The following is a 26,147-nucleotide window of genomic DNA, read 5'->3' as shown; positions in this document are numbered from 1 at the left end:
CCCCATGGTCCCTTCGCAAGAGGATGCCCGCAACCCTGGGGGCGATACCTCCTGGATGCAGGAACACGAGCGAAGCAACCGCCACATGCTGCGTCTGATGACCTGGATTTCACTGCGCCTCGGACGCCGCATTGCGCGCGTCGTGCTCAGGGGCATCGCCGTGTATTTCGTGCTTTTCGCGCCGGGTGCCCGGCGCGCCTCGCGCCAGTACCTCAAACGCGTCCTGGGACGTGATGCCAACTGGGCCGACGGCTATCGGCATGTACTAAGCTTCGCCTCGACCATCCACGATCGCGTCTACCTGCTCAATGACCGTCGGGACCTGTTCGACCTGAAGGTCCACGGCGCCGAGGTGATGGAGTCGGTACTCTCCCAAGGAAGAGGCGCTTTCCTCATGGGAGCCCATTTCGGCAGCTTCGAAGTGCTGCGCGCCATCGCAAAGCACGTTGCCGCACCGCCGGTGTCGCTGTTGATGTACCCCGACAACGCCCGCAAGATCAACGCTGCCCTGCATGCCATCAACCCCGCCGCCGCGCAGGACATCATTCCCCTCGGGCGTTTCGATGCCATGCTTCGCCTTCAGGCTCGGCTCGACGCGGGCGGCATGGTGGGCATCCTGGCCGACCGTTCCCTGCATGACGACAGCACAACCACCCTTCCTTTCTTGGGACAGGCGGCGCCCTGGCCCCGAGGCCCCATGCGTATTGCCGCTCTCCTCAAGCGGCCCGTCGTGCTGATGTTCGGCATCTATCGAGGTGGCAACCGTTATGAGGTGCACTTCGAGCGATTGGCGGATTTCTCGGAACACGACCGCAGCGAACGCTCCGACGCCATCGATCGCGCCCTGCAAACGTACGTGCAGCGTCTCGAAGACCGTTGCCGCGAGGCCCCCTACAACTGGTTCAATTTCTATGATTTCTGGAGGGGCCCCGAGGCAGAAGCCGCCGGCCCCGCCGAGCCATGACGAAACGCCCCCTTTCACGCTCAAACCGCTTTGCGCCAGGTGCGCTTCTTCGCGCCGCGTTGATGAGCAGCCTGCTGTGCCTATCGTCCTGGTCGATGGCTGCGGACTGGACGCTCGATACCCTGATGCAAGCCCTGGCCAGCCATCCGGCCAACCGCGCCAGCTTCGTGGAGACCAAGACGCTTGCCATGCTCGATGCCCCGGTCGAATCGTCGGGCGAGCTGCGTTTTGCTGCACCTGACTTTCTTGAAATGCGCACCCTCAAGCCCAAGGCCCAGACCTTGATCCTGCAGGCCAATCAAGTGACGGTCGAAATGGACGGGCGCAGCCATCAGTTCGACCTGCGAGACCATCCCGACATCGCCGTATTGATCAACAGCATCCGCGCGACACTCAATGGCGACCGCAGGGCACTGCAACGCGACTACACCACCACGCTTAAGGGTCCCGCGACTCACTGGAAACTCACCTTGGTGCCGGTCGATGCGAAGGCGCGCACCCGTGTGCGCAGCATCCAGATCGCAGGCCGACAGGGGCAGGTGCAGACCATCGCCGTGCAGCAGGCTGACGGCGACAGCTCGCTGATGACCCTGCGCGAGCAGCCTGTGCCATGACCTCCGCCGCCGTGCAGCCCTGGCCTCCTGCCCCATGATGCCGCGTCGTTTCATCCCGCTGCTGTGCTGGCTGGCGGCATGGGCAGCCGGGCTTGCCGTCATCGTGCAAAGCCGCTACACGGCAGACATGTCGGCCTTTCTTCCGAGCAAGCCCACGGCGCAGGAACAGGTGCTGGTCGATCAATTGCGCGACGGGCTGATTTCACGCCTTCTGCTGGTGGGCATCGACGGCGGTGACGCAAGCACCCGTGCCGCGCTCTCGCGGGCACTCGCCGCCCGGTTACGCCACAACCCGGCTTTCGTCTCCGTGAACAACGGCGAGTCGAACCCTGCGCAGCCCGACGAGACCCTGCTGTTTCAATACCGCTATCTGCTCAGCCCCGAGACCACGCCGCAGGCCTTCTCCGAAGCCGGACTGCACCGTGCCATCTCCAGCAGCATCGATCAGCTTGCCTCGCCCATGGGCGGCAGCCTCAAGGCCCTTTTCCCCGCAGACCCCACGGGCACTCTGCTTCAGCTGCTTGGCACTATGGCCAACGGTACGCAGCCTCACAAGGTGGATGGCGTCTGGGCCGCCAAGGACATGTCTCGCGCCCTGCTGCTGTTGCAGACTCGTGCCGCCGGGACTGATACCGACGGCCAGCAGGCGGCGCTCACGGCGGTGCAAGACGCCTTTGCCGAAGCGCAGCGACAACTCACCCCACAGCAAACGAGGGCCGACTCTTCGGCATCGACCCACGGCCCGACCTCGGTTCGTCCCACTACGTTGGTGATCAGCGGCACCGCCGTTTTCGCCGTGCAATCACGCAGCACCATCAGGGGCGCGGTCGAGCGGGTCTCTTGGATCGGGGGCGTTCTCATCGTTGTCCTGCTGCTCTTGGTCTATCGATCCATATCCGTGTTGCTGCTGGGGCTGCTTCCGGTGCTTACCGGCGTGGTCGCCGGCATCACCGCCGTCAGCCTGGGGTTCGGCGTGGTCCAGGGCATCACTCTCGGGTTCGGCACCACGCTCATCGGCGAGGCTGTGGATTACTCCATCTATTTGTTTGTTCAGTCGGGCCAGCAGAACGCCACGGCCCGCCGCGACTGGCTGCAGCGCTTCTGGCCGACCATCCGCCTGGGCATGCTCACCTCCGTCGTCGGTTTCGCCACGTTGTTGTTGTCCGATTTCCCGGGCCTCGCGCAACTCGGGGCCTACTCCATTGCCGGGCTGCTGGCCGCAGCCCTGGTCACCCGCTTCGTGCTGCCGCTGCTTCTGCCCGCGAACTTCGCCGTGCGCGACCTTCGCCGCACCGGACAGGCGCTCCGTCAGGGAGTGGCGCATCTGCGACGCGCACGCTGGGCGGTGGTCCTGCTGGCCTTGGCTGCGATCATCGTCATCGCACGTCATCGCGATGACGTCTGGAATACGCGTCTATCCGCGCTCAGCCCGATCAGCGCCTCATCGCTGGCGCTCAACGCCGAGTTGCGTTCACAGCTCGGCGCGCCCGACGCCGTGGATCTGGTCACCGTTCATGCGCCCCATCTCGACGCCGCGCTGGCCGCGGCCGAGCGCATCAGCCCGCATCTGCAAGAGCTTCAGACGCAGGGTGTGATTGCGGGCTTCGACAGTCCCGCCCGCTATTTGCCGAGTCAGGCTGCGCAGCGAGCCCGGCAGCAGGCCTTGCCCGATGCGCCACAGCTTCAGGGCCGGCTGGATGCCGCCCTGAAGAACCTGCCGGTCCAACCCTCGGTGCTGGCCCCCTTCGTGCGAGACGTGGCGGCTGCCCGGCATCTGCCACTGCTCACCCGGGCCGATCTGGCGCACACCTCGTTCGCCATGGCACTCGATGGACTGCTGCTGCATCCGCCGACGGGCGGCTGGGTGGCCCTGATGCCGCTGCGCGCGCCCGTCAACGGTTCCATTGACGAAACCCGCGTGCAGGCCGCGCTCGCCGGCACTGGCGCGCAAGTCATCAATCTGGGGGCGGCCAGCACGCGCCTGTATGACGGATATCTGCATACGGCGGCCTGGCTCTCGCTGGCCGGCATCGCAGCCATTGCCCTCTTGCTGCTGATCGCCCTGCGCTCGCCGCGGCGCACCGCCCGCGTCCTGGCCCCGTTGTTGGCCGCCGTGCTGGTCGTGGTGGCGGGGCTGCTGCTGGCCGGCGTGCAACTCACCCTGCTGCATCTGGTGGGCATGATGCTGATCGTCGCAGTCGGTTCGAACTACGCCTTGTTTTTCAACCGGAGCCAGCAGGAGGGAGACGGACCGGAGCCGACCACTCTGGCGTCGTTGCTGTTCGCCAATCTGACGACCGTGGCGGGTTTTGGCCCCTTATTGCTGTCGGGTGTCCCGGTGCTGCAGGCCCTGGGTGCGACCGTAGCCCCCGGGGCCCTGCTGGCCCTGTTGTTCTCGGCCATGCTGTCGGCGCCTGATCGACCGTCAGAGGCAGGGCACAATCCGCCATGACCATGTTCGACAATGCCGCCCCCTCCCTGCCGCCTGTGCCGGCCTGGCGCCCACCGCCCCTGGTGACGGCCTCGGTGCTCCTGCATCTGGGCGCACTGATCGCCATCGCCTGGCGGCCTGGCCTGTGGCCCTGGCTTCTCGCCCTGCTCGCGCTCAATCATCTGGTGCTGACGCTTGCGGGTCTGTGGCCGCGCTGTCACGCCCTGGGCGCCAATCTCAGCCGACTGCCCAGAGAGGCAGCTCTGCGCGGTGAAGTGGCGCTGACCATAGACGACGGGCCGGACCCGGAAGTCACGCCCGAAGTCCTCGACTTGCTCGATCGCCACGATGTGCGTGCCACCTTTTTCTGCATCGGCGAGCGCGTGCAGGCCCATCCGGCGCTGAGCCGGGCCATCGCACGGCGCGGCCATGCGATCGAGAATCACAGCGCACATCACCGTCACCACTTTTCGCTGCTCGGGCCGCGCGGCTTCGCCCGGGAACTGCAGCAGGCTCAGCAAATGATCCAGACCTGCACGGGCGTGAGACCACGCTTCTTCCGCGCGCCCGCTGGGCTGCGCAACCTGTTTCTTTCCCCCGTACTGGCCCAACACGACCTCCGGCTAACGAGCTGGACACGCCGCGGCTTCGATACCCGCGAAACCCGCCCGGCCGTGGTGCTGCGGCGGCTCTTGCGTCATTTGAAGGCGGGCGACATCCTGCTGCTTCACGATGGCCATGCCGCGCGCACGGCGCAGGGCCGGCCCGTCATCCTGGAGGTTCTTCCCGAATTGCTGCAGGCTCTGCGCCAAGCCGGGCTTCAACCCGTGACCTTAAAGGCTGCGTGCGCCGATCGCCCGGCAGACCAGAACGCCCGATCCCGACCTGCCGTGTTGCCGTGAACCATCAGCCGGGTCGATATCCCCTCAAATGAACCGAGTCTCAAAGTCGTCCCCCTGGACATGCAACCCCCAGCCTCTCCCTCGCCTCCATTGCAGTTCGCCGCCGCCACCGTCACCAGCTGCCTGGGTACGGGCCTGGAGCTTCATCGGCTGGCCTTGCGCCAGGGCAGCAGCGGGCTTGCGCCTTGCCGCTTCGAAACCGTCGACCTGCCCACATGGATCGGCGAAGTCGCGGGCGTGGACGAGGTGCGTCTGCCGCGGCAATGGGCCGACTACGACTGCCGCAACAACCGTCTGGCCGAACTCGCCTTGCAGCAGGACGGCTTTGCCGCAGCCGTGCAGGCCGCTGCGGCCCGCCACGGCAGCCACCGGGTCGGCGTCTTCCTCGGCACCAGCACTTCGGGCATTCTGCAAACCGAACTGGCCTACCGGGAGCGCGACGCGCAAGGCGCATTCACCACCGATCTGCACTACGCACAGACGCACAACACCTACTCCCTCGCCGCGTATGTCAGCGCCCGGTTCGGGCTTCGTGGCCCCGCCATGGTGGTCTCGTCCGCCTGCTCGTCCAGTGCCAAAGTGTTCGCGACCGCGCAGCGCATGATTGCGGCGAACATGATCGACTGCGCCGTGGTGGGCGGCGTGGACAGTCTGTGCCTGACCACGTTGTACGGGTTCAACGCCCTGGAACTGCTGGCCCCCGACCCCTGTCGCCCCTTCGATGCCCGGCGAATGGGTCTTTCCATTGGCGAAGCCGCCGCGTTTGTGCTGCTCGAAGCCGCGCCAGCACAAGCCGCCGACGAGGCCGTGCTTCTGCTGGGCGCAGGCGAGTCCAGCGACGCCCATCACATGTCCTCGCCCCACCCCGAGGGACTGGGCGCGCGTCTGGCCATGCAGGCTGCGCTTGCCCAGGCGGGACTGCAGCCCTCGGCCATCGACTACATCAACCTACACGGCACCGCCACCCCCAGCAATGACCGTGCGGAAGGCCGGGCCGTGGCGTCCCTGTTCGGCCCCACCACGCCCTGCAGTTCGACCAAGGGCGCGACCGGCCACACCCTGGGTGCAGCGGGCGGTGTGGAAGCGGTCTTCTGCATGTTGGCGTTGCGTCACGGCTTCCTGCCGGGAGGCACGGGAGCCGACATGCTCGACCCAGCCTTCACGCGCGACACCCCGCTGAACTATCTGTTGCAGCCCGTCGAGACGGCGCCACGGCATGTGATGAGCAACTCCTTTGGTTTTGGCGGAACCAATTGCAGCCTGGTTCTGGCACGAGGAGGTTAGCGATGAGCGTCATGACCCGTCTGACCGCCTCGCTGGACGGCATCGGCCTGCTGGGGCCGGGCCTGCAGAATTGGCCCCAGACCCGATCGATCCTGCGCGGCGAAGCGATATATCTGTCGTGCCGCACGCAGCTGCCCGCCCCCCAGACCCTGCCTGCGGCCGAGCGAAGGCGCGCCACCGCGGCCGTCAAGCTCACCCTCGCGACCGGTCTGGAGGCTGTGGCTGCCGCCGGGATGCAAGCAGCTCATCTGGCCACGGTGTTCACCTCATCGGGAAGTGACGGCCTCAACTGCCATGAGATCTGTGCGGCACTCGCCTGCAGTGATCGCATGATCTCGCCCACACGGTTCCACAATTCGGTACACAACGCAGCCTCCGGCTACTGGGGCATCGCCACCGGGGCGATGGCGCCCTCGACCGTGTTGTGCGCACTCGATGCCAGCTTCGGCGTCGGCCTGCTGGAAGCACTGGTTCAGGTCGCCGTGCTGCAGCAGCCCGTCCTGCTGCTGGCCTATGACACGGGCTACCCCGAGCCGCTGCACAGCGTTCGCCCCATTCCGGACAGCTTCGGCCTGGCGCTGGCCTTGACTCCCAAACGCAGCGACCGCAGCCTGGCCCGGCTCAGCATCCGGGCCGCAGCTCCCTTCACGGACGACCCCGCCAACACCCTGACGAATGCAGACCTCGACGCGCTGCGCCGCTCGATTCCCGCGGCCCGTGCCTTGCCCTTGCTTGAGGCGTTGAGTCGGGGCGAATCAGGCACGGTGGTACTCGATCACCTGCCTGGTCAGGGCCTCGCCGTGACGATCGATCCAAGCTGACCCGCCCCCACGCCATGGTCGCCGCCCTCGATCACACCTGGATCGCCGCTCACATCCCGCATCAGGGTCGGATGTGCCTGCTCGAAAGCGTTCTCACCTGGGATGGAGAGCGCATCGCATGCGTCGCCATCAACCATCGCCTTCCGGATCATCCTTTGTGTCAGCACGGCCGGCTGGGTGCGGCCTGCGGCATCGAATATGCCGCACAAGCCATGGCCATCCATGGGGCGCTGGTCAGCGATCAGGATGCGCCGCCCCGGCCTGGCATGCTGATCAGCGTGCGTGCGGTCGATCTCCATGTGAACCGGCTCGATGACATCCCCCACGATCTTGTCGTCGAGGCGGAGCGCATCAGTGGCGATCTCGGTCTGTTGCTCTATCAATTCAAGGTCTGCGGGGCGGATCGCTGCCTGCTCGAAGGCCGCGCCTCGGTCCTCCTCGACCGCGGCACAACCGTCCCAACAAACGCATCGTTCCTCCATGACTGACTCGACCCCTGTCACACGCCGCGCCCTGGTCACCGGCGGCAGCGGCGGCATCGGCGCCGCCATCTGCCGTCGCCTCGCGGCCGACGGCTATGCCGTCATCGTCCACGCCAACAGCGGACTTGCCCGCGCCCAGGCACTTGCGACGGAACTGCGCGGTCGGGGTTGTGCCGCACAGGCGGTGGCATTCGATGTCACCGACGCCACGGCCACGGCCACGGCCGTCGAAACGATGTTGGCCGACGGGCCAGTGCAAGTCCTGGTCAACAATGCCGGCCTGCATGACGACGCCGTGTTTCCCGGCATGCGCGCCGATCAGTGGCAACGGGTCATCGACGTCAATCTCCATGGCTTTTTTCACCTGACGCAGCCGTTGCTGTTGCCCATGATCCGAACCCGCTGGGGCCGGATCATCAACATCACCTCGGTGGCGGCCATCGCGGGCAATCGTGGCCAGGTGAACTATGCCGCCGCAAAGGGGGCGCTGCATGCGGCCACCAAATCCCTGGCGCTGGAGGTGGCCAGCCGGGGCATCACGGTGAATGCCGTCGCCCCAGGCATCATCGCCACCCCGATGAGCGCCGACCATTTCAATGCCGAGGCTGTGGCCCGTCTGGTACCGATGAAGCGCGCCGGACAACCCGAGGAGGTTGCCGACCTTGTGGGATTCCTCGCTTCCGAGCGCTCTGCCTATATCAGCGGACAGATCATCTCCATCAATGGCGGGATGATCTGACTCGCGCGGCTCTTCCACGCCAGCCATGAGTACCCACACGCCTTTGCCCGTCCACGCGACCGAAACCCTGCTGTTCTTCACCCTGCTGCAACTCACGGTCATCGTGCTTGCGGGTCGGGTTGGTGGCGTGGTGGCCTTGCGTTTGGGGCAGACGGCCGCGGTCGGTGAAATCGTGATCGGCATCCTGTTGGGGCCCTCGCTCCTGGGCCTGCTGGCCCCGAACCTGTTTGCCTTCGTCTTTCACTCCACATCCGGAACGCCGTTGCAGATCCTGTCACAGATCGGGCTGATTCTGCTGATGTTCCAGATCGGCCTGGAGTTCGACTTTGCTCACCTCGGCCATCGAGAGAATCGTCGCGCGGTCCTTTGGATCGGCGTGGCCAGCATGACGGCCCCTTTCGCGCTCGGTCTGGGGTTCGGCGCCGCCAGCGCGTCAACGCTGTCACCTGACGCCCGTTTCGGCATCAGCGCCCTGTTCGTCGCGACGGCGTTTTCCATCACGGCCCTGCCCATTCTCGGACGCATCCTCGTGGACTTCGACCTGCATCGCACGCCACTAGGGGTCATCGCCATCAGCGCGGCAGCTTTCAACGACGTGGTGGGCTGGCTGCTGCTGGCCCTGGTCACCATGCTGGCGGTGAGTGGGTTCCAGCCCGCGGCGTTCGGCCTCAAGGTAGCCCTGGTCGTCGGGTTTGCGCTCATCTGGGTTCTCGCGGTTCGCCCGCTGATGCGCAGAATCATCCGCCGCTTGCAGTCGGACGGCGACGATCTGTCGCCCAATTTGCTGGGCGTGGTGCTGGCCGCCATCTTCGTCTCTGGCATGACGACCTATCAAATAGGCATCTTCGCCATCTTCGGCGGCTTCATGATGGGCGTCATCCTGCACGATCAGGCCCGCCTTGTGCAGGCCTGGAAGACTCAGATCAGTCCTTTCGTCCTGGTGTTTTTCCTACCCATTTTCTTCACCTATACCGGACTGCGCACCGATCTGGGGGGACTGTCCAGCGCGCCGCTCTGGGGCTGGTGTTTGCTGCTCATCGCATTGGCCACCTTGGGCAAGTTCGGCGGCGCCTACCTGGCGGCACGCCGATGCGGCATGAGTCGTGCGCAATCGGGCGTGATGGGTGCGTTGATGAACACCCGCGCGCTCATGGAGCTCATCGTCATCAACGTGGGCTATGACCTCGGCGTACTGTCGCACAACGTGTTCACCATGCTGGTGCTGATGGCGATTTTCAGCACCGTGATCACCGCTCCGTTGCTGCGACTCTGGCTTCCGCACGCGGCGCTTCAGTCGCGCCCGGCGCAGACGATCGGCACCGATCACGGATCAGCCTGAGACCCGGTGCCTCATCCGGCGCGCCACCAACAACGGCAGACGCATCACAAAGCCGAGAAACAGACGGGTGTGCATCCAGGTCAACAGCAGGTTGTCGCGCAAGTAGTTGAAGTGCGACACACCGCCCTCGTCGGCCCGCAGGTAGCGCACCGGGGCGGGCAGGTTGATGGCGGGCACACCGCGCCAACTCAGACGCACCACGGCTTCGGGATCGAAGTCGAACCGACGCATCCAGTGCTGGCGACGCATCACCGCGCGCAGCTCTGCAATGGGGTAGATCCGAAAGCCGTACAGCGAATCGCCGATACCCGCCCAGAGCGTTTCGAGGTTGGCCCAACCGTTGGAAATCTTGCGCCCCTGAACCCGAAGATTGGGTGCGCTGGCGTCGAAGACCGGCACACCCAGCACCATCGCCGGAGGCTGTCGCTGCGACGCGGCCATGAATTCGGGAATGCGTTCGGCGGGATGCTGCCCATCGGAATCCATCGTGAGCGCGTGACTGAATCCGGCTGCGGCTGCGGCCTCCAACCCATGCAGCACGGCGGCACCCTTGCCGTGATTGGTCGGGAGCACGAACACGCGCAACTGCGGATCACCCGCCGCCAGTTCGCGAAGCCCCTGGGCCGTGCCGTCCGTGCTGCCATCGACCACGACCCAGACCGGCGCCCATTGCGCCCGGGCCGCACGCACGGTCTCGTAGACCTTGGCGCCGGGGTTGTAGCTGGGAATGAGCACGAGATGACTTGCACTCGGCGTCGGCCCGCCATAAAGGAGAGTGCAATCACTCATCCGATGGCTCGGGCATGGGCTCGGGCAGCATGGCCCCGGCCAGGCCTTCGCGAAAGTAGGCATCGAGTTCGGCCAGGAAAGCCTGTGCATCGTGCGGCGGGTCGAAACGACGCCCCAGTCTGATGCGATAGGTAATAGGCAGTTGCGGACGACGCCTCAATGGCCAGCCCTTGGCGAGAAAGGGCGAGTCGGTCTCGATGAACACCGTCTGAACCGGCACGCGCGCCTGCTTGGCGATGAGCGCCACGCTGCCACGCAGGGGGCCGATCGGTCGTCGCGCCGTTCGCGTGCCTTCCGGAAAGAGCAGCAAGTGATGCCCGGCACGCAAGTCGGCCACGGCCAGATGAATCATGCTGCGCAGCGCATCGTTGCGGATGTACCGTGCCAGCCTTGCACCCGCACCCAGCGACGGGTTGTCGACGATGCTGGATTTCATGATGCAGGACAACCCCGGCAGGCGCGAGATCACCAGCACCGCATCGATCAGCGAGGGATGATTGGGCGCGACGATCATGGCTGGCTGGCCGCGCAGTTCATCAAGTGCGCCGAGGTCGAAGCGGCAGGCGCCGATCAGCGATAGCGTGCGCAGATAGACGCGAAACGCCGAGTGGATCAGCCAGCGTCCGAACACCAGACCCGTCTTGCGGGGCAACAGGTAGTACAACGGCACGGCCAGCAGGGACCACAGCAGCCCCATCCCTCCCAACAGTCCAAGGCCGAAGAAGACCCGCGACATGTCCCAGACGCCGCGTACCCTCGAATGTGGGCGTGCTTCGTGCGTCATCACGTCCTCATTCATCGCGATTCCCTGGGCAGATCGGCCCGGGCATGCAGCGTATGCCGCTTGCCTCGATTTCCACCAGCAAGTCCTGCCGGCACACGTCGGCCTGAAGCGCGATGGCGCGCACATTCGCCCCCACGGCCCGCCGAAGCTCGGCACGTATCACCGGCCAGTCCGATCCGTGGCGTACATAGACCTTGAAGTGCAGATCAGCCAGAGAGATGCCCGCAGCCCCATGTTCATGCGCCTGTTTCAGTACAGCGTCGATGTTGCGCAGGGTCTCTCGAGTCTGTTCGGCCACATCATGCGCATGCAGGGTGCGATGGCCAACGATGCTGGCGGTCCCCGAGATGAAGAGCAGATGCTGCGAGCCCAAACGCGCCAGACTGGCCCGCGAAAACGTGGGGCTGCGCGGACCATAGTCCCGCGGGTAGTCATAGGCGCTGACCTGGCGGGGGTTCTCGATTGCCGTGGGCGCCTGCCGCGCCGCAATGCCATACACCAGCAACGGTGCACCTGTCGCGGCCCCCAAGGCGCTGGCCGCGGGCACGCTGCCTCCGTCGACCGTGCGTCCGTGTGCCAGGAAGGCATCCTGTCGCCCGATGTTGAACAGACGATAGCGTTCCAGGCCGTGGCTCGTGCCGTTGATGTCGGGAACATGGTTCCAGACTCGCAGCAGATACGGGTAGCCCAGCACGTCCAGCGTGCCGAACAAGGCCGCATAGGCCTCCCGCGCGGCCGCTTGCAGGGGCGGCGTGGAATCCGGCAGCTCGGGCCGGGCATGCTCGGCAATCTCCACCACGCCAAACACCAGATCGGCATTGCCGCTCCACCGCATCGGCCCGGCTCGTCCGTGCTGCAGGGGCCCGCGAGTCAGCCAGGCCTCGCAGACTTCGGGCTGATCCGCGAGCGGCTCAACCCGCACATGTGCCAGACACAGAGCGGCATCGTCGCTGCTGGCGCGCCCGCCCGCCCCGAAACATGCCGCACCCATGCAGGCGTAGGGTGCGGCGGCCGAGGTCTGGGCAAGGCCGTCAGCCGACAGATGGTGCAGTTGCAGCATGGGGATACAGGCTCAGCCCTGACGCATCTCGGTCTGAAGATCATCATGCACCTGAATCTGGCGCTTGCGCAGCGCGCGTGCCGCCAAGGTGCGACCGAGGTGTTTGAGCGAAGCGGCGTAGAAGATCGCCTTCAGCACGGCAATCGAGGGCCAGATCGGCGTCCTGCCAAAAATATCTCCCGCCAGGACAGAAAGAAGAGCCTCCTTCACGCGCAGAACATTGCGTGGCCCCATGAACAGATCGCGCATGGTCGGGTGGTTGACCCGGTAGATGAACCAGGAGAACGCCCGCGGGCCATGACGCATCTGTCGATCGAACAGGGCCAGCGCCTGGCTCGCCTTGGCCGGCTGACGCAGGCAAGTCTCCAGGGCGTCGGCCGCGAAAAAGCCGCCCTGCATCGCAAGCATCACACCCGAGGAGAACACCGGATCGATGAACGCAAAGGCATCGCCAATCAGCACGTAATTCGGCCCATGCGTCTGGCTGCAGCTGTAGGAAAAATTGCCCGTGGCCTCGACCGCGGAGACCCGGGTGGCATCGGCGAGCCGCGCACTCAGCGCGGGCGACATCGCCAGGGTATCGGCAAAGAAAGCCTCAAGCGGCTTGTCCCGCCGCTTGAGGTAGTACGGCCAGACCACGGCACCTACGCTGGTTGTGCCGTCGGCCAGGGGAATGAACCAGAACCAGCCATGCTCGAACCAGAAAATGCTGATATTGCCCTGCGCCTTACCGTCGAGCCGCCGGGCGCCGCTGAAATGGGCGTAGAGGGCCGCGCTGTTGTGTCTGGGATTGCGCGTCTTGGTCCTGAAGCGGCTTCCCAGCACGGTGTCTCTGCCGGAGGCATCGACAACCTGGCGCGCTTGCCACGTGGAATGGCGGCCGTCCTCGTGGGTGGCCGAGACGATCGCCCCCTCGCCGCCAGGCAGGAACTCCACCGCATCCACTTTGCAGCCTTCTCTGACGTCCACGCCCTTACTGCGCGTGTTGCGCATCAGAATCTCGTCGAACTCCGAGCGGCGAACCTGATAGGCCATGGGCATGGACTTATCCCAGGCTTCGGCAAAGGCAAACGTCTGCGTCTCCTGCGCGTGCCACGGAGAAACAAACTCCGCTCCCCATTTCTCCATCGCAATCGCCTTCACGTCATCAGCGACGCCGAGTTTTTCCAGCAGAGGCAGATTGGCCGGCAGCAGTGACTCGCCGATGTGAAAGCGAGGGTGGTGGTCCTTCTCGAGCAAGGCAACTCTAAACCCGCGTGTTTGCAACTGCGTGGCCGCGGTCGTGCCCGCCGGACCGCCGCCGATGACCAGCACATCCACCTGGTGGCGCGCCTCAGAATCGCCCGCAGCGATCAGTTGTTCTTTCATGGTTCCCGTATCGTTTCAAGGACAGTCCGCTGGCCACCACCGAAGGCGCCCTCTCTGACCCGCGGTGGCTGACGGATCGTGCGTGAATTGTAGGGATCGCCTCTACCTCCCAGGACGAGCCCTGCGCTTTCTTGAGACAACCCGGTCGGCAGAAGTTCGCCCGGGCACCGACACCACACCGCAGCCCCCCGCACAGCCAGCCGACATGCGGGATTCGCGATATAACGCACGCTGCAGAAGCACCCTCGTCGTGCGCTGCACCTTCGACGGACGACACAACAACACCCTTGGAGACATCATGTCCGAAGCTCTTGCCACAATCCGCAGCCATACCGGACTGCTCGTGCGTGAACGCACGGTCGCAGGTCCCCGCTTCAACCGCTGGCTGGTTCCACCCGCGGCGCTGGCCATTCATCTGTGCATTGGCATGGCGTATGGCTTTTCCGTGTTCTGGCTGCCCATGAGCAAGCTGCTCGAAGGGACCGATCCCGCCATCTGTGGCTCGATGGGTTTCTGGGCCCAGCTCACCACCTCGACCTGCAACTGGGGAGTTCCTTCCGTAACGCACATCTTCGAAGTGTTCATCGCCTTTCTGGGCATTTCGGCCGCGATCTGGGGTGCATGGCTGGAACATGCGGGCCCGCGCAAGGCCGGTTTGATCGCCGCGCTTTGCTGGGGCGGCGGGCTGGTGCTGGGAGGCATCGGCGTGTCCATCCACCAGCTTTGGCTGGTCATTCTGGGCATCGGAGTTCTCGGTGGCATTGGCCTGGGATTGGGCTATATCACGCCGGTTTCCACGCTGATCAAATGGTTCCCCGACCGACGTGGACTGGCGACCGGCTTTGCCATCATGGGCTTCGGCGGCGGGGCGATGATCGGCGCACCGCTGGCCGTGGCGTTGATGAAGCACTTCGGCGCCAGTGGCACGCAAGGCGTGGCGCCCACGCTGATGGTCATGGGGGTGATTTACTTCGCGGTCATGACGGCCGGGGCGTTTGGCTTTCGCGTACCGCCCGCCGGGTGGAGACCACGGGGCTGGACCCCCAAGGCCCAGGGTGGCAACACCATGATCACCGACCACGAAGTGCACCTGAACAAGGCCTGGAAGACGCCGCAGTTCTGGCTGGTGTGGTGGATTCTGTGCCTGAACGTGACCGCGGGTATCGGTGTGATCGCCATGGCCAGCCCCATGCTGCAGGATGTGTTCGGCGGGCGTCTCATCGGCCTGGATGGTGCCGCAACCCTGGATGCCACGCAAAAGGCCGCGCTGGTGGCCGCGGCCGGAGGGCTGGTCGGCCTGATCAGTCTGTTCAACAGCGGTGGACGGCTGTTCTGGGCCGCGCTGTCCGATTACATCGGCCGCAAGGCGACCTATGCCGTGTTCTTTGCGCTCGGCGTGGTGCTGTATGCCAGCCTGCCCGCGCTGGGGCATACCGGCGCGGCGGGGCTGTTCATCCTGGCGGTCTGCGTGATCATGACCATGTACGGCGGCGGTTTCGCCACGGTGCCGGCCTATCTGGCCGATCTGTTTGGCACGCAGATGGTCGGCGCCATTCATGGCCGCCTGCTCACGGCGTGGTCGGTCGCCGGCGTTGCCGGTCCCTTCCTGATTGCTGCCATCCGACAGACGCAGATCGATGCCGGCGTGCCGAAAAACCTGGTCTATGACCGCACGCTCTACATCCTGGCCGGTCTGCTACTGGTGGGTTTTGTCCTGAATCTGCTGGTCCGTCCTGTTCATGCCAGGCACCGCATGACGGCCGAGGAGCTTGCGCGCGAACGCGCCCTCAAGCACGAGGACCGCCTCACCGGCGACGCCGAACATGCAGCGCGCGGCGGCTTTGGCCTCGGTGGCATCCTGGCCTGGGCTGCGGTCGGCATTCCCTTTCTCATCGGCGTTTACATCGCCCTGCAGAAGGCGGCCGTGCTGCTTTGATGAACTCACGGACGCGGGCGGCGCGGCGACGCTGACGCGGCGCTGGAGCTATCGCGGCGTTTGCAGCCCGGCGCCGCGAACTTCCAGCGCGATGCTGTCGAGAACTTGTCCATGGGCGTCGACCAGCGCGATGCGGTGACGGCCAGGCTGGGGAAACCAGGGCAGCCGGGCACCGCGTCCTAGGTCGCGGCCATCGAGCTGCCAGCGCGCATCGGCCACGACTGCGACGAGCTCGACGCGTTGATGTCGCGGCGGAATGTCGGGATCGAGCGCGAGGATGGTGCCATCCACTGGGGCCATGATGCGCTGGCGTCCTGAGGCGCCGGCCTCCGGCCCGCCGTCAGGTCGCAGGTCGGCACTGAGCGAGGGGGTGTGGGCCCTCGGGCCGAGCACAAAGCGGGGCTGGGCCGTGCCGGGCAGAAACCACTCGCGGCGCGGCGCTTCGCCGTTCGGGTCGAAGTGCACCTGGGCACGCAGCAAGCCCGGCGGCGGCAGGGATTGGCGGCTCGGCGAGGCTGCGTGGAGAGCCCGCATCACTTCCGCCCATATGGGCGCCGCGCCGCTGACTCCGCTGACGTCGTGCATGGGCGCCCCTGCGGCGTTGCCCACCCACACGCCGACGGTATAGCGCCGCGACCAACCCACCGCCCAGTTGTCACGCATGTCCTTGCTGGTGCCGGTTTTGACCGCCGTCCAGAACCGGGTGGCCAACAGACTGTCGGTGCCGAAGGTCGGCGCACGCGCATTGGGATCGGAGAGGATGTCGCCGATGATCCACGCCGCCCCCGGATCGAGCACGCTCCGGGGACGGCTCTGGCGTCCTGGCAGCAGCACGACGGGCGACACCCTGCCGCCATTGGCCAGTGCACGATAGGCGTTGGTGAGGTCGCGCAGCGACACTTCGGCCGCACCGAGCGCCAGGCTGTAGCCGTAGTAGTCACCGGGTTGGGCCAGGGACACGCCCAGCGCCTTGAGTTCGCGGGCAAAGGCCTCCGGCGTCACCATCACCAGGGTGCGTACCGCCGGGATATTGAGCGACGACGCCAGCGCCGTGCGCACGCTGACCCATCCTTTGAAGCGATGGTCGTAGTTCTGCGGCATGTAGAGCCCTGACGCTGTGGGAATTTGCGTGGGGGTGTCGTCGAGCAGCGATGCGGCGGTGAGCCGGTGCTCGGCGAGAGCCTGGGCATAAAGCAGCGGCTTGAGGGTGGAGCCGGGCTGGCGGCGGGCGGTCACGCCATCAACCTCCGTCGCCGTACTGAAGTCGCCCGAGGAACCGACCCAGGCGAGCACCTCGCCGCTGGCATTGTCGAGCACGAGCACGGCGCCGTCCTGCACATTGCGGCCGGACAGCTCGCCCAGGGCCTGCAGCAGCGCCGCCTGTGCCACGCGCTGGATGCGGGCGTCGAGCGTGGACTGAATCTGCGCGGGCGCGCGGCTGCCGGGCTGCACGGCCAGCGCCACCAGCCGACGCCCCAGATGCGGCGCGATGCCCTCGCTCGCCGGAAATGCGCGCCGCTGCAGCGCCGCTGCGGTTTCCGGCACCAGTCCTGCGCACGGATCGTGGCGAGCGTCGGACAACCGCTCCCGTGGCTGCATATCCTGCAGCACGCCGCAGGCCCGTTGCGCCACCTTGGCTGCGGAAGCGTTGGGGGCGCGCACCAGCGCCGCGGTGATCGCGGCCTCGCGTGCGTCCAGCCCCTGGGGGGCCTTGCCGAACAGGGTACGGGAGAGCGCGTCGATGCCCACGATGTCGCCGCGGAACGGCACCAGGTTGAGATAGGCCTCCAGAATCTCATCCTTGCGCCACTGCCGCTCCAACGCGGTCGCGGTCAAGGTCTGGCCTAGTTTCTGGCCCCAGTCTCGTCCGCCGCCGCGCACGCGCAAGTTGGCATCGAGCAGGCCTGCCAGTTGCATGGTGAGGGTCGAAGCCCCCCGCGTGCGGCCATGAAATAGATGCCCCCAGACCGCGGCCGACACGGCCTGCCAGTCAACCCCGCTGTGCTGATAGAAGCGGCGGTCTTCGCTCAGGACCAGCGCCGCACGCAGCGCGGGCGACACCTCGGTGAGCGCAACCCACTGGCCGCGCCGCACGGCGGGATCGGTACGCAGGCGCTGGACCACGACGCCGTGACGGTCGAGGATCAGGGTGTCCGAAGGCCGGAAGTCGCGCTGGACCTCGGCGAAGGACGGCACGGCGGCAGCGGCCGCTGGCTCCGCCAGAAACGGCAGCAGCGCCCAAGCCGCGAACAACGGTGCAAGCCGCAGCGCACGCGGCAGCGGCCGCCTTGCGCCGTTCAAGGCCGCGCCTCCACGCTGAAGCTCGCATGGGGCAACTCTCCGAACATCTCGGGCGCGTACATCGCCTCCACCCGTGTGGGCGGAAGGGCGAAGCGGCCCACGGTGTTCAGTCGCAGGGTGTATTGCAGCCTGAACTTACCCTTGGGCAGATAAGCGTAGTAGCTGCGGAACGCGCTGAAGCTGCGTTCTTCGTAGGCGTTCCAGGCACCGCCTGCAACCTGCCCGCCGCGGGTGGCGATTTCCGAATCGCGCCCCATGCCGCCTCCCAGGATGGACGCACCTCCCGGAATGGGGTCGGAGACGACCACCCAGCTCATGTCGCTGCTGGCGTTGATCTCCAGAGTGACGCGCAGCACATCGCCGCGCGTCCATTTGCCGGGCACGGCCTGCTCGACCGGGTCGATGGTCTTTTTGATGCCGTAGCCCGCATCGAACGCGGCTTTCAGTGGCACCGCCGCCCACGACTGGATCGTGACCCAGGGTTTGCCGCTGCCTTGCTGCTGTAGCTGAAGGGTTTGCGCCGCGCTTGAAGTCCACGAGAGAAACACCGTGTTGCGTGACCCGTTCTGCGCCGCGTTCGGCACGCCGATGCCGCCCGCCGCATGGATCGCGCCGCTGGCCGATGCGGCCGTCGGCCGTGCGACCTGCCTCCAATCCACCACGCCGGTCTCCTGGCCCAGACGGACGCGGGTGATGCCCGCCACCGGCTGCGACTCGAAGGTGCGGGCAAACTGCTGCAATGCCAGCGAACCCCACAGATTGGCCGTGGTGGTGGACCACGCGCCGCGCTGCTGCCGGGTGATGAAGCCGCTCGCCAGCCGCGGCAGCTCGTCGCGCCACGCCGGGTTGTGCATCACCAGCAGCATCAGCCGCGCGGTGTTCACATCGCCGCCGGTCATCAACCACCACCAGTCATCATCTCGCTCGGTGCTGAACACCAGCCGGGTGCCCTGCCAGCTCAGCCGTGCCTTGAGAATGCTCTCGGCCTGCGCCTGGCGCTGCGCGCGCTGCGGCACGTCGGGCATTCGCTGCAGGACGGACAGCCAGTCGATCACGGCGCTGGTCGGCCACTGATTGGGGGCGAGGGTGATGCTCTCCAGCATGCGCGGCTGCGCCTTGCCTGCTCGCGCCAGCGCCTCGATGGCGGCGAGTTTGCGCACCTCGAGATCGGCGCGCGGCGCCCAGAACTTGCGCTCGAGTCGGCCGGCCACGAAGGCGGCCAACCCGGCCTGCATCTGCGCCCTGAGGTGGTCTGGGATGGCGAAGGCAGGGTCGAGCTTGACCGCCTCGTCGGACGCCGCCAGCAGATAAGCGGTGAGCACATCGCTGCCGGTATTTCCATCGCCCTCGCGCACCGGGAAGTAGTTCGCCAGACCGTCGGCGTCGAGATAACTGGGCAGCGACGCCATGACCGCCTGCCAGCGCGCCGCATCCATCAGACCCAAGGCGACGCTGGACTTCTGCTCCAGACAGCCGTAGGGATAGCGGCGCAGCCAATCGCGTACGCCGTCGAGTCCGACCACCAGCGTGGGCTGCAAGGCCAGCTTGACCCCGCCGCGAGGTCGTCCGTGGGCAGTCTGCAGGCCATCGGGCGGCGGTGCCACTTGCAGGTTGAAGCTGCCGTCCAACTGCGTCAGCGTGGCCTGCTGCACGGACAGCGGCACCGCGGCAAGCACCTGCTGCTGCACCTTCAGGGCATCACGCGCGCCGTGCAGGGCGTCGCGGGCGTCGATCTGCCAGGCCAGCGTGTGTGCACCATCGGGCGTGTCGGACAGCGGCACGTCCACCGTCCAGGCCACGTCTCGCGCGGCCTCGGCCGGAATATCCACGGCCTGGGCTTGCAGCCGCAGACCCGCAACCTGCGGGGTGAGGGTCACCCGCATCGGCCGCTGGGTGGTGTTGCGCAGGGTGAAGGGCGCGGTGAAACGGTCGCCTTCGCGGATGAGCGGCGGCAGGCCCGAAAGGATCTGCAAGTCCTGCGTGCTGCGAAGGGTAACCTCGCCGGTGCCGAACTGGCTCAGGCCCCGCTCGGCCACCGCCACGATGCGAAACGTGGTGAGGCTGTCGTTGAGCGGCACGTCCACCACGGCCCTGCCCTGCGCGTCGAGCACGACATCGGGCTTCCACAGCAGCAGGGTATCGAACAGCTCTCGGGTTTCGGTCTTGCCGCCACCGCCTCCGGCGGGCACGGCCTTGAGCCCGTAGTGGCGACGGCCGATGATCTCGGACTGCGCCGTAGCGGTCGCCACACCCCAGTCGCGGCGACGGAGCATGGCCTGCAGCAAGTCCCAGCTCGGGTTGGGCATGAGTTCGAGCAAGGCTTGATCGACCCCCGCGAGCGCCACGTCGGCCCCGGCCGCCGGTTTGCCATCGGGCAGGGTCGCCGTGATGGTGACGCGCGCCTTGCCGCGCACCGGGTAGCTCGGCTTGTCGCTCTGCACCGTGACCTTGAGGGCATGTTCGGCGGTGCCGACGCGGATCTCCGCCATGCCGAAGCGGAAGGCCGGTTTGCTCAAGTCCACCAGGGCGGTGGGCGGGACGTCTTCCTTGCTGTCGCCCCAGAACATGCGCCACCACGTCACCGGCGTTTTGTAGCCCCAGGTGAACAAGCTGTACCAGGGCACGTCGTACAGGCGCCCGCGCAATGCCAGAACACTCACATAGACGTTCGGCCCCCATTCCGGCCGCACTTTCAGGCGCACGGTGGGATCGCGCCCGTCGAGCTGAATCACTTCGGTGTGCATCACGCCTTCACGCTCCACCGCCACCAGCGCGGTGGAGCGGCGGAAAGGCATGCGCACCTGGAACTGCGCCGTCTCACCGGGCTGGTAGGTTGTTTTCTCGGGCAGCACATCCATGCGGTCGTGGTTCTCCCCGCCAAACCACAACTCGCCCTGCCGCGTCACCCAGACGTTGGTGGCCGCTTGCGCATCGCGCCCCTTCGCGTCGGTGGCCGTGGCGATCAGCTCGATCTCGCCCGCTTGGTTCAGCGGCACATTGCAGCGCAGCAGCCCGTGCGCGTCACTCTTGCCACGGCACAGCGTGCCCAGGTCTTTCGTCGAGGTTTGGTTGTCGTACGCGTAGAAGCCGCCCACCATGCGCTTGCGGCTGGTGGTGGTGATGTGCGCCACTCCCTTGACAGCAAGCGCCACGTCCGCCTGCGGCCGGCCTTGCAGGTTCAGCGCCAGCGCCTCCAGCTTGACCTGCTTGCCCGCCGAGACCCAGCGCTCGGTCTTGATTCCCGCGACAACTGCGGCAGGCCAGACCGTCTGGGTGCTGCGCAGGGTCTGGATTTCGCCATTGGGGTCGGCATAGCTGGCTTCGAGCAGCAGCTCGCTGGCCTGGCTGGAGGCTGGGACCTGTTCGATCGTCACTCGTCCCAGCCCCTGGCGGTCTAGAGTGACGGCGAGCTTGTCGGCGACGAGGCGTTCGCTCATGTGCTGCGGCAGAGAAAAGTCGAATGCCTCATAGCCGTTGAACGCGAGATCCCTGCTGCGCAAAAGCGCCGATACCTGCACGGGCAACTGCGCTGCGGGACCGCCCGCGGTGTAGCTCACCTGCACCGAAACGGGCACATCCCCGGGACGGATCAACGGCTTGCTGTCCACCGGGACAACGCGGCCCGTGAACACCGGCAGGCGGAACTCTTCCACGCGGAAGCGGCCGCTTTCCAGCGTCTGGCCTGTATCGCCGCGCTGGAGTCCCACGCTGTACTCCCCAAGCTTGGCCGCCTCCGGCAGGGCGAACTGGCTGCTGGCGCTCTTACCGCCGGTGGGCGTGGGCCGCCATTGCAGCGGCTGTTTGAACGTCTGGCCGCTGCCCACATGGGTGATGGCCAGCGTGTCGGGGAAGGTCTTGGGCAGCACCAACCCTGCCAGGGTTTCAAGGCGCAGGATGTGTTTCATCGACACCGTCTCGCCGGCCCGCAGCAGGGTGCGGTCGAACACGGTGTGGGCGGCGGCGTCTGGCTTGGAGCCCTGGCTGGTGGGCACGTCGAAGCGCCAGGGCTCGAAGCCTTCATTCCAGCGGCTCCAGGCGAACGCCATGTCGGACACGCCATCGTCGCCCGTCGCGCGGGCCGAGACAAAGTAACCCAGCGATTCGCCCTCCTCGTCGTTGCAATAAGGAGCCTCGGGGTCGAGCCCATGCAGGCGCGCGATACCCTGCGCATCGGTGGTCGCCGTGGTGAGCAAGGTGCCTTCGCAGTTGGACACCTGCACTTTGGCGCCCGCTACGGGCCGCCCCTTGTCCAGCGTGGTCACCCAGGCCAGGGCATTCTCGCGGCCGATCTTGACGCTGACATTCAGATTGGTGACCAGCGCCGCCGTGCGCACCACCATCTCGCGATTCGCTCCGTAGCGCGGATCGAGCAGCGCCCGGCCCAGGGTTTTGGAGGCGATCTCGACCACATGGAAGCCGGGGCGCAGCGGAATGCCCACGATCTCGAACGGCCGCGACGCCGCGCCCTCGAGCGCAGGCAGCGCGATCTTGCGCAGGCCAGGCTTGCCGTCCAGCAGCGACACCATGCGGGTCTGCACCCGGTCGGGGTCGATCGCATCGCCATCGCTCTCATGCAACACCGGCGGCAACGGGCCGCTGACCGCCTTGCGCGCCTCCTCGCGTGAAACAAAGAAAGCGCTGAAGCGCTGCACACGTCGGAACCAGGCAAGGGTCTGCGCATCGGTCTGCGGCTGCAAGTCGGACACGGCATAGTCGCGCACCCCCTGCGCCAGTGGCACTTTGCGCAGGGTGACGGGCAGCAAGGCCGGCCCGCGATCCACGCCCTCGGCAAAACGCTCGACGATGCCGAACGGCGACGTGGCAAATTTGGCCAGCGGCGGCATGGCCCCGGTGGCTACCTTGAGCGGAAACTGATCGGCGTTGCACAGCGGCCGTCGATCGACGTCGACGAATTGCGGCGGCAAGACGATCTGCATCGCGACGCTTTCGGCAAAAGGCGGGGCGAAGGTGACGTTATCCACCTCGGCATCGGCTGAGGTCTCGCCTTCCCCGCCCAGCACGGGCGCCACGCTGCGGCCGCCAGCCTGAAGCCGGATGGCTTCGGCCAGCTTGCGCGACACCGGCGCGTTGAAACTCAGGACGAACGGTTTCAGCGGCACGCAACCCGCCTGAACGTTCTCACGCTCACAACTGAAGTTGGCGGCAAACGGCTCGCGCACGCGGTAATCAAACCGCCGCTCCACCTGGTTGGCCACGCCGCCGGGTGTGCGCACGCCTGCGCCGTACACCAGAGTGACGCGCCCCCCGGAAGGAAAGCGGCGGGCACAACGCAAGACGGCCACCTGCCGCGGATGCTGCGCCGCATCGTCGCTCAGCCCAACCGCCTCGAACACGGCCTCGCGTGCCGCACCCGTCACGGTCTCCACGGCAACCTGCTCGCCCAGACCCTCGATGTGGCAGTGCACATGATCGAGCAGACTCTGCAGAGTGGCATCGCCGCTGAGTCTCAGCGCGAAGGTCTGGGCCTCGTCGATGGTGGCGCCGTCGCCCGGCCAGATGCGCCGCACGAACGGCCCGCCGATGTTGAACGTCCAGCGACTGCGACCGCTGATCGACTCGCCCTCGGGGCTGAGGAACCCCGGGACGGCCTGCACCGTGCAGCGCGTGCCGGTGGGCAGATCATCCGCGAACTGAAACGCCCACTCCTTGGCGCTGATCCAGCGGCCACGGCCCTGAGCAGCCTGGGCGTCGTTGCAGCTCACGAGGAGCGGCGCAGCGGACTTGGCATCGCCGAAGTTCACCGCCGGGGCGTCAAACCTGGCCACTACCTGGCGGACCTGCGCCACCTCGCCTTGCGGGCTGAGGCTACTGACCTGCAGCGCGGCGGCTCCCTGGGCTGCACCCAGCAGCAGGCCGAGACCCAGCCAGCATCGACTCCACCGCAGCCTCAAACGCATGACTTGCCTCCGGCCTTCGCAAAGCCATTACTGTATGCGAATGTGGCGACAAAATGTAACCGGATAGACTCCTTACAAGCCGCTGAAAAGCCGAGGCAGCTCGGCCCGCTGCCAGAACTTCCAGCTTTGCGGGCGGCGGATCTGCAAGGTGCGCCAGCGTTGTTCGCCCGCGATTGTCAGGCGTGCTGCCCCCTCTTGCTCAAGCGCCTGCTGGAGAGCCGCTGCGAGTTGCGCATCGAGCTGGCGCAGGCCCTCGACGGGGTCACCGACCAGCCGGGCAGGGGCGTCGAGAATGTGCAGGCGGTCCAGGGCACCCGTGCGTGGCCGCAGGGCCAGGCCACGCAGCGCCGCTTCCAGCGCGGGGTCGCTCAAGACCTGGTCGGGTTCGGCAAGACGCATGGGGCTGCGCCAGTCGGGCGGAAGCGGCCCGCATCCGTGGATCCACAGGGTGTTGACATCCGGAAGGCCGCGTTGCTCGCGCGATTCGTTGACGTCGTGGTGCTGCCAGGTCATCTGCACTTCGGTGAGCAATTGCCGCCAGGGCCGGGCCGCCGGACCGCCGGGCATCCACGCCGCCACGCTTCGTCCTTGTGCCCGCGCCACGCCCGCCGTGACGACCTCGCGCAAGCTGGGGTGCGCGGCATACCAGCGCAGCGGCGTGACCCAGCGGAGCCGCCAGCCAGCGCTGGCAAACAACGGCTCGACCGCAGCGAACAGTTGTTGCGCTTCGTCTACCGTGAGGTCGAGCGCATTGGGGTCGGTGAGCGAAAGACTGTCGCGCCCCAGGCGCAGATGAGCCGGGGTGAGCAGACCGAGCGGCTGATCTTCGGCAAAGTCGTCCGGCACGCCATCGGCCAGCGCGGCCAGGCGTGCCCATGGTGCCTGCTCGGCGTCGGCGCCATCGAGTTGCAAGGCGTGCAGCAGCCAGCGTTCGGACGGCGTCAGCCAGGCAGCCTGGGCGTCGTCGCGCGGCGCTTCCTGCCCCAACACCACGGCCTGGCGACAAAGCGCGGCGGTCGCCGACAGGCCCGGCTCGATCAGCAGCCGACCGAAGGCCGGGGCAGACAGGGGCACATCGGCGAGCAGCAGGTGGAGCATCGGTTCAGGGCCTCACTCGTACCGCAGCGCCTGCGCCGGTTGCACCCGGGAGGCGCTCCAGCTGGGATAGAGCGTGGCCAGCAAGGACAGCACGAGCGAGGCCACGGTGATGGTGGCGATGTCGCCAAACCGCGGATCGCTGGGCATGGTGTGGATCAGGTACACGCTGCGCGGCAGAAACTGGGTATGCAGCACGGCTTCGAGGAAGGAGACGATGGGATCGAGGTTGAACGCGATCAGACAACCCAGCGCAACGCCAGCGAAGGTGCCGAGAAAACCCGTCACCGCGCCCTGCAGCAGGAAGATGGACATGATGGATGCAGGACTTGCGCCCTGCGTGCGCAGAATGGCGATATCCGCCAGCTTGTCCGTGACCGTCATGACCAGCGTGGACACCAGATTGAACGCCGCCACCGCCACGATCATCGTGAGGATGATGAACATCATGCGTTTCTCGATCACCACCGCCTCGAACCAGGTGCGGTTCTGCTCGGTCCAGGGCTGCGCCACGAGGTCTGCAGGCAGTACCCGCTGCAAGTCCTGGGCGATCTGCGGCGCGTCATTCATATTGCGCGTCTGTACCCGCAGCCCGGTAGGGCCACCCGTGCGGAACAGCGCGCTGGCATCCTGCAGATTCACCAGCGCCAGAGTGCTGTCGTACTCGTAGTGGCCGACATTGAAAATACCCACCACGCGCAGGGTGCGCAGGCGGGGAATCATGCCGGCCGGCGTGATCGAGCCGCTGGGAACCACCATGGTGACCTGGTCGCCCAGCGTGACCCCCAGGGCATTGGCCAGTTCATTGCCCAGCACCACCCCGAAGTCGCCCGGCTTGAGCGCAGCCAGACTGCCCGCGACCATGTGCTCGGGAATCTGCGACACCTGCGTCTCCTCGGCCGGTTCGACGCCCCAGACCAGCACGCCCTGCAGCTGGCTGCCCTGCGCCACCAAGGCCTGGCCCTGCACGAACGGCGCCACGCCGGTCACGGCCGCATTGCGCTTGACCTGCTGCGCCACACCGCGCCAGTCGGGCAGCGCCTGACCGTTGACGCTGAAGATCTGGATATGCGGAATGACATTCAGCATCCGGTCGCGCACCTCTTTTTGAAACCCGTTCATCACCGAGATGACCACGATCAGCGCGGCCACCCCGAGCGCGATGCCGCCCACGGAGACGGCGGAGATGAAGGAGATGAAGCCGTTGCGCCGACTGCGCCGCCCACTGCGGGTATAGCGCCAGCCGATGAGCAGTTCGTAAGGCCATGAGAAGGATGCAGACATGGGCAGCAGTGTAGGCGACGGCTGGTTGCAGTATGG

General features: G+C 66.5%; 18 protein-coding genes. 10 read left to right on the top strand and 8 right to left on the bottom strand.

The annotated features are described in order from the left end of the window. Positions 1-4 precede the first annotated feature (4 nt). The 9 genes from BVH73_RS12145 to BVH73_RS12105 all read left to right on the top strand — a co-directional run bounded on the left by BVH73_RS12145 (position 5) and on the right by BVH73_RS12105 (position 9,576). Entirely contained in the window at positions 5-964 is a 960-nt protein-coding gene (locus BVH73_RS12145) for a lysophospholipid acyltransferase family protein (protein ID WP_218919029.1), read from the top strand. Between the two features lie 62 nt (positions 965-1,026). Then, complete coding sequence (locus BVH73_RS12140; protein WP_169836773.1) at positions 1,027-1,578, top strand: LolA-related protein; 552 nt, start codon at positions 1,027-1,029, stop codon at positions 1,576-1,578. Between the two features lie 34 nt (positions 1,579-1,612). After that, entirely contained in the window at positions 1,613-4,030 is a 2,418-nt protein-coding gene (locus BVH73_RS12135) for an MMPL family transporter (RefSeq protein ID WP_079419019.1), read from the top strand. Positions 4,031-4,032: 2 nt separating this feature from the next. Continuing rightward, positions 4,033-4,911 (top strand): polysaccharide deacetylase family protein, encoded by an 879-nt coding sequence (locus BVH73_RS12130; RefSeq protein ID WP_079420586.1) that lies wholly within the window; start codon positions 4,033-4,035, stop codon positions 4,909-4,911. 60 nt (positions 4,912-4,971) lie between these two features. Then, on the top strand, positions 4,972-6,195 hold the full coding sequence (locus tag BVH73_RS12125) for a beta-ketoacyl-[acyl-carrier-protein] synthase family protein (RefSeq protein WP_079419017.1): 1,224 nt from the start codon (positions 4,972-4,974) through the stop codon (positions 6,193-6,195). 11 nt (positions 6,196-6,206) lie between these two features. Beyond that, positions 6,207-7,016 (top strand): beta-ketoacyl synthase chain length factor, encoded by an 810-nt coding sequence (locus tag BVH73_RS12120; RefSeq protein ID WP_079420584.1) that lies wholly within the window; start codon positions 6,207-6,209, stop codon positions 7,014-7,016. A 14-nt stretch (positions 7,017-7,030) separates the two neighbouring features. Next, positions 7,031-7,504 carry a hotdog family protein gene (locus BVH73_RS12115; protein ID WP_079419015.1) on the top strand — a complete coding sequence of 158 codons (474 nt, stop codon included), beginning with the start codon at positions 7,031-7,033 and terminating at the stop codon, positions 7,502-7,504. Next, positions 7,497-8,237, top strand: coding sequence for a 3-oxoacyl-ACP reductase FabG (fabG, locus tag BVH73_RS12110; protein ID WP_079419013.1), 741 nt, complete (start codon positions 7,497-7,499; stop codon positions 8,235-8,237). The genes BVH73_RS12115 and fabG overlap by 8 nt, the downstream gene beginning before the upstream one ends. Before the next feature lie 25 nt (positions 8,238-8,262). Beyond that, positions 8,263-9,576, top strand: coding sequence for a cation:proton antiporter (locus BVH73_RS12105; protein ID WP_079419011.1), 1,314 nt, complete (start codon positions 8,263-8,265; stop codon positions 9,574-9,576). On the opposite strand, the gene BVH73_RS12100 is transcribed toward BVH73_RS12105, so the two are convergent. From BVH73_RS12100 to BVH73_RS12085, 4 genes are read right to left on the bottom strand one after another with little or no spacing between them, the layout of a single operon-like run. Continuing rightward, on the bottom strand, positions 9,568-10,365 hold the full coding sequence (locus tag BVH73_RS12100; RefSeq protein ID WP_245800336.1) for a glycosyltransferase family 2 protein: 798 nt from the start codon (positions 10,363-10,365) through the stop codon (positions 9,568-9,570). The genes BVH73_RS12105 and BVH73_RS12100 overlap by 9 nt on opposite strands. Next, a complete protein-coding gene (locus tag BVH73_RS12095; protein ID WP_079419007.1) occupies positions 10,358-11,164 on the bottom strand; it encodes a lysophospholipid acyltransferase family protein in 807 nt (268 codons plus the stop codon). The genes BVH73_RS12100 and BVH73_RS12095 overlap by 8 nt, the downstream gene beginning before the upstream one ends. Further along, positions 11,157-12,209: a chorismate transformation FkbO/Hyg5 family protein gene (locus tag BVH73_RS12090; protein WP_245800335.1), complete on the bottom strand. Its 1,053-nt coding sequence runs from the start codon at positions 12,207-12,209 to the stop codon at positions 11,157-11,159. Before BVH73_RS12090 ends, BVH73_RS12095 begins: the two co-directional genes overlap by 8 nt. Before the next feature lie 12 nt (positions 12,210-12,221). Next, on the bottom strand, positions 12,222-13,577 hold the full coding sequence (locus tag BVH73_RS12085; RefSeq protein WP_079419004.1) for an NAD(P)/FAD-dependent oxidoreductase: 1,356 nt from the start codon (positions 13,575-13,577) through the stop codon (positions 12,222-12,224). Between the two features lie 298 nt (positions 13,578-13,875). On the opposite strand from BVH73_RS12085, the gene BVH73_RS12080 reads away from it, so the two are divergent. Further along, entirely contained in the window at positions 13,876-15,513 is a 1,638-nt protein-coding gene (locus BVH73_RS12080; protein WP_079419002.1) for an OFA family MFS transporter, read from the top strand. 48 nt (positions 15,514-15,561) lie between these two features. Here the strand turns inward: BVH73_RS12080 and pbpC are convergent, their stop codons facing one another. From pbpC to BVH73_RS12060, 4 genes are all read right to left on the bottom strand, one after another. Continuing rightward, positions 15,562-17,814 carry a penicillin-binding protein 1C gene (gene pbpC, locus BVH73_RS12075; RefSeq protein ID WP_154048481.1) on the bottom strand — a complete coding sequence of 751 codons (2,253 nt, stop codon included), beginning with the start codon at positions 17,812-17,814 and terminating at the stop codon, positions 15,562-15,564. Continuing rightward, positions 17,811-23,732 (bottom strand): alpha-2-macroglobulin family protein, encoded by a 5,922-nt coding sequence (locus BVH73_RS12070; protein WP_079419000.1) that lies wholly within the window; start codon positions 23,730-23,732, stop codon positions 17,811-17,813. The genes pbpC and BVH73_RS12070 overlap by 4 nt, the downstream gene beginning before the upstream one ends. 72 nt (positions 23,733-23,804) lie before the next feature. After that, positions 23,805-24,830, bottom strand: a complete 1,026-nt coding sequence (locus tag BVH73_RS12065; RefSeq protein WP_079418998.1) for a hypothetical protein — start codon at positions 24,828-24,830, stop codon at positions 23,805-23,807. Between the two features lie 12 nt (positions 24,831-24,842). Beyond that, positions 24,843-26,111, bottom strand: a complete 1,269-nt coding sequence (locus tag BVH73_RS12060) for a lipoprotein-releasing ABC transporter permease subunit (RefSeq protein ID WP_079418996.1) — start codon at positions 26,109-26,111, stop codon at positions 24,843-24,845. Positions 26,112-26,147: the final 36 nt, after the last annotated feature.

This window comes from Thiomonas intermedia, from assembly GCF_002028405.1.
GTDB lineage: Bacteria > Pseudomonadota > Gammaproteobacteria > Burkholderiales > Burkholderiaceae_C > Thiomonas > Thiomonas intermedia.
Note: the sequence above shows the minus strand (reverse complement) of the source record. Positions and strands in the feature narration are given on the sequence as shown.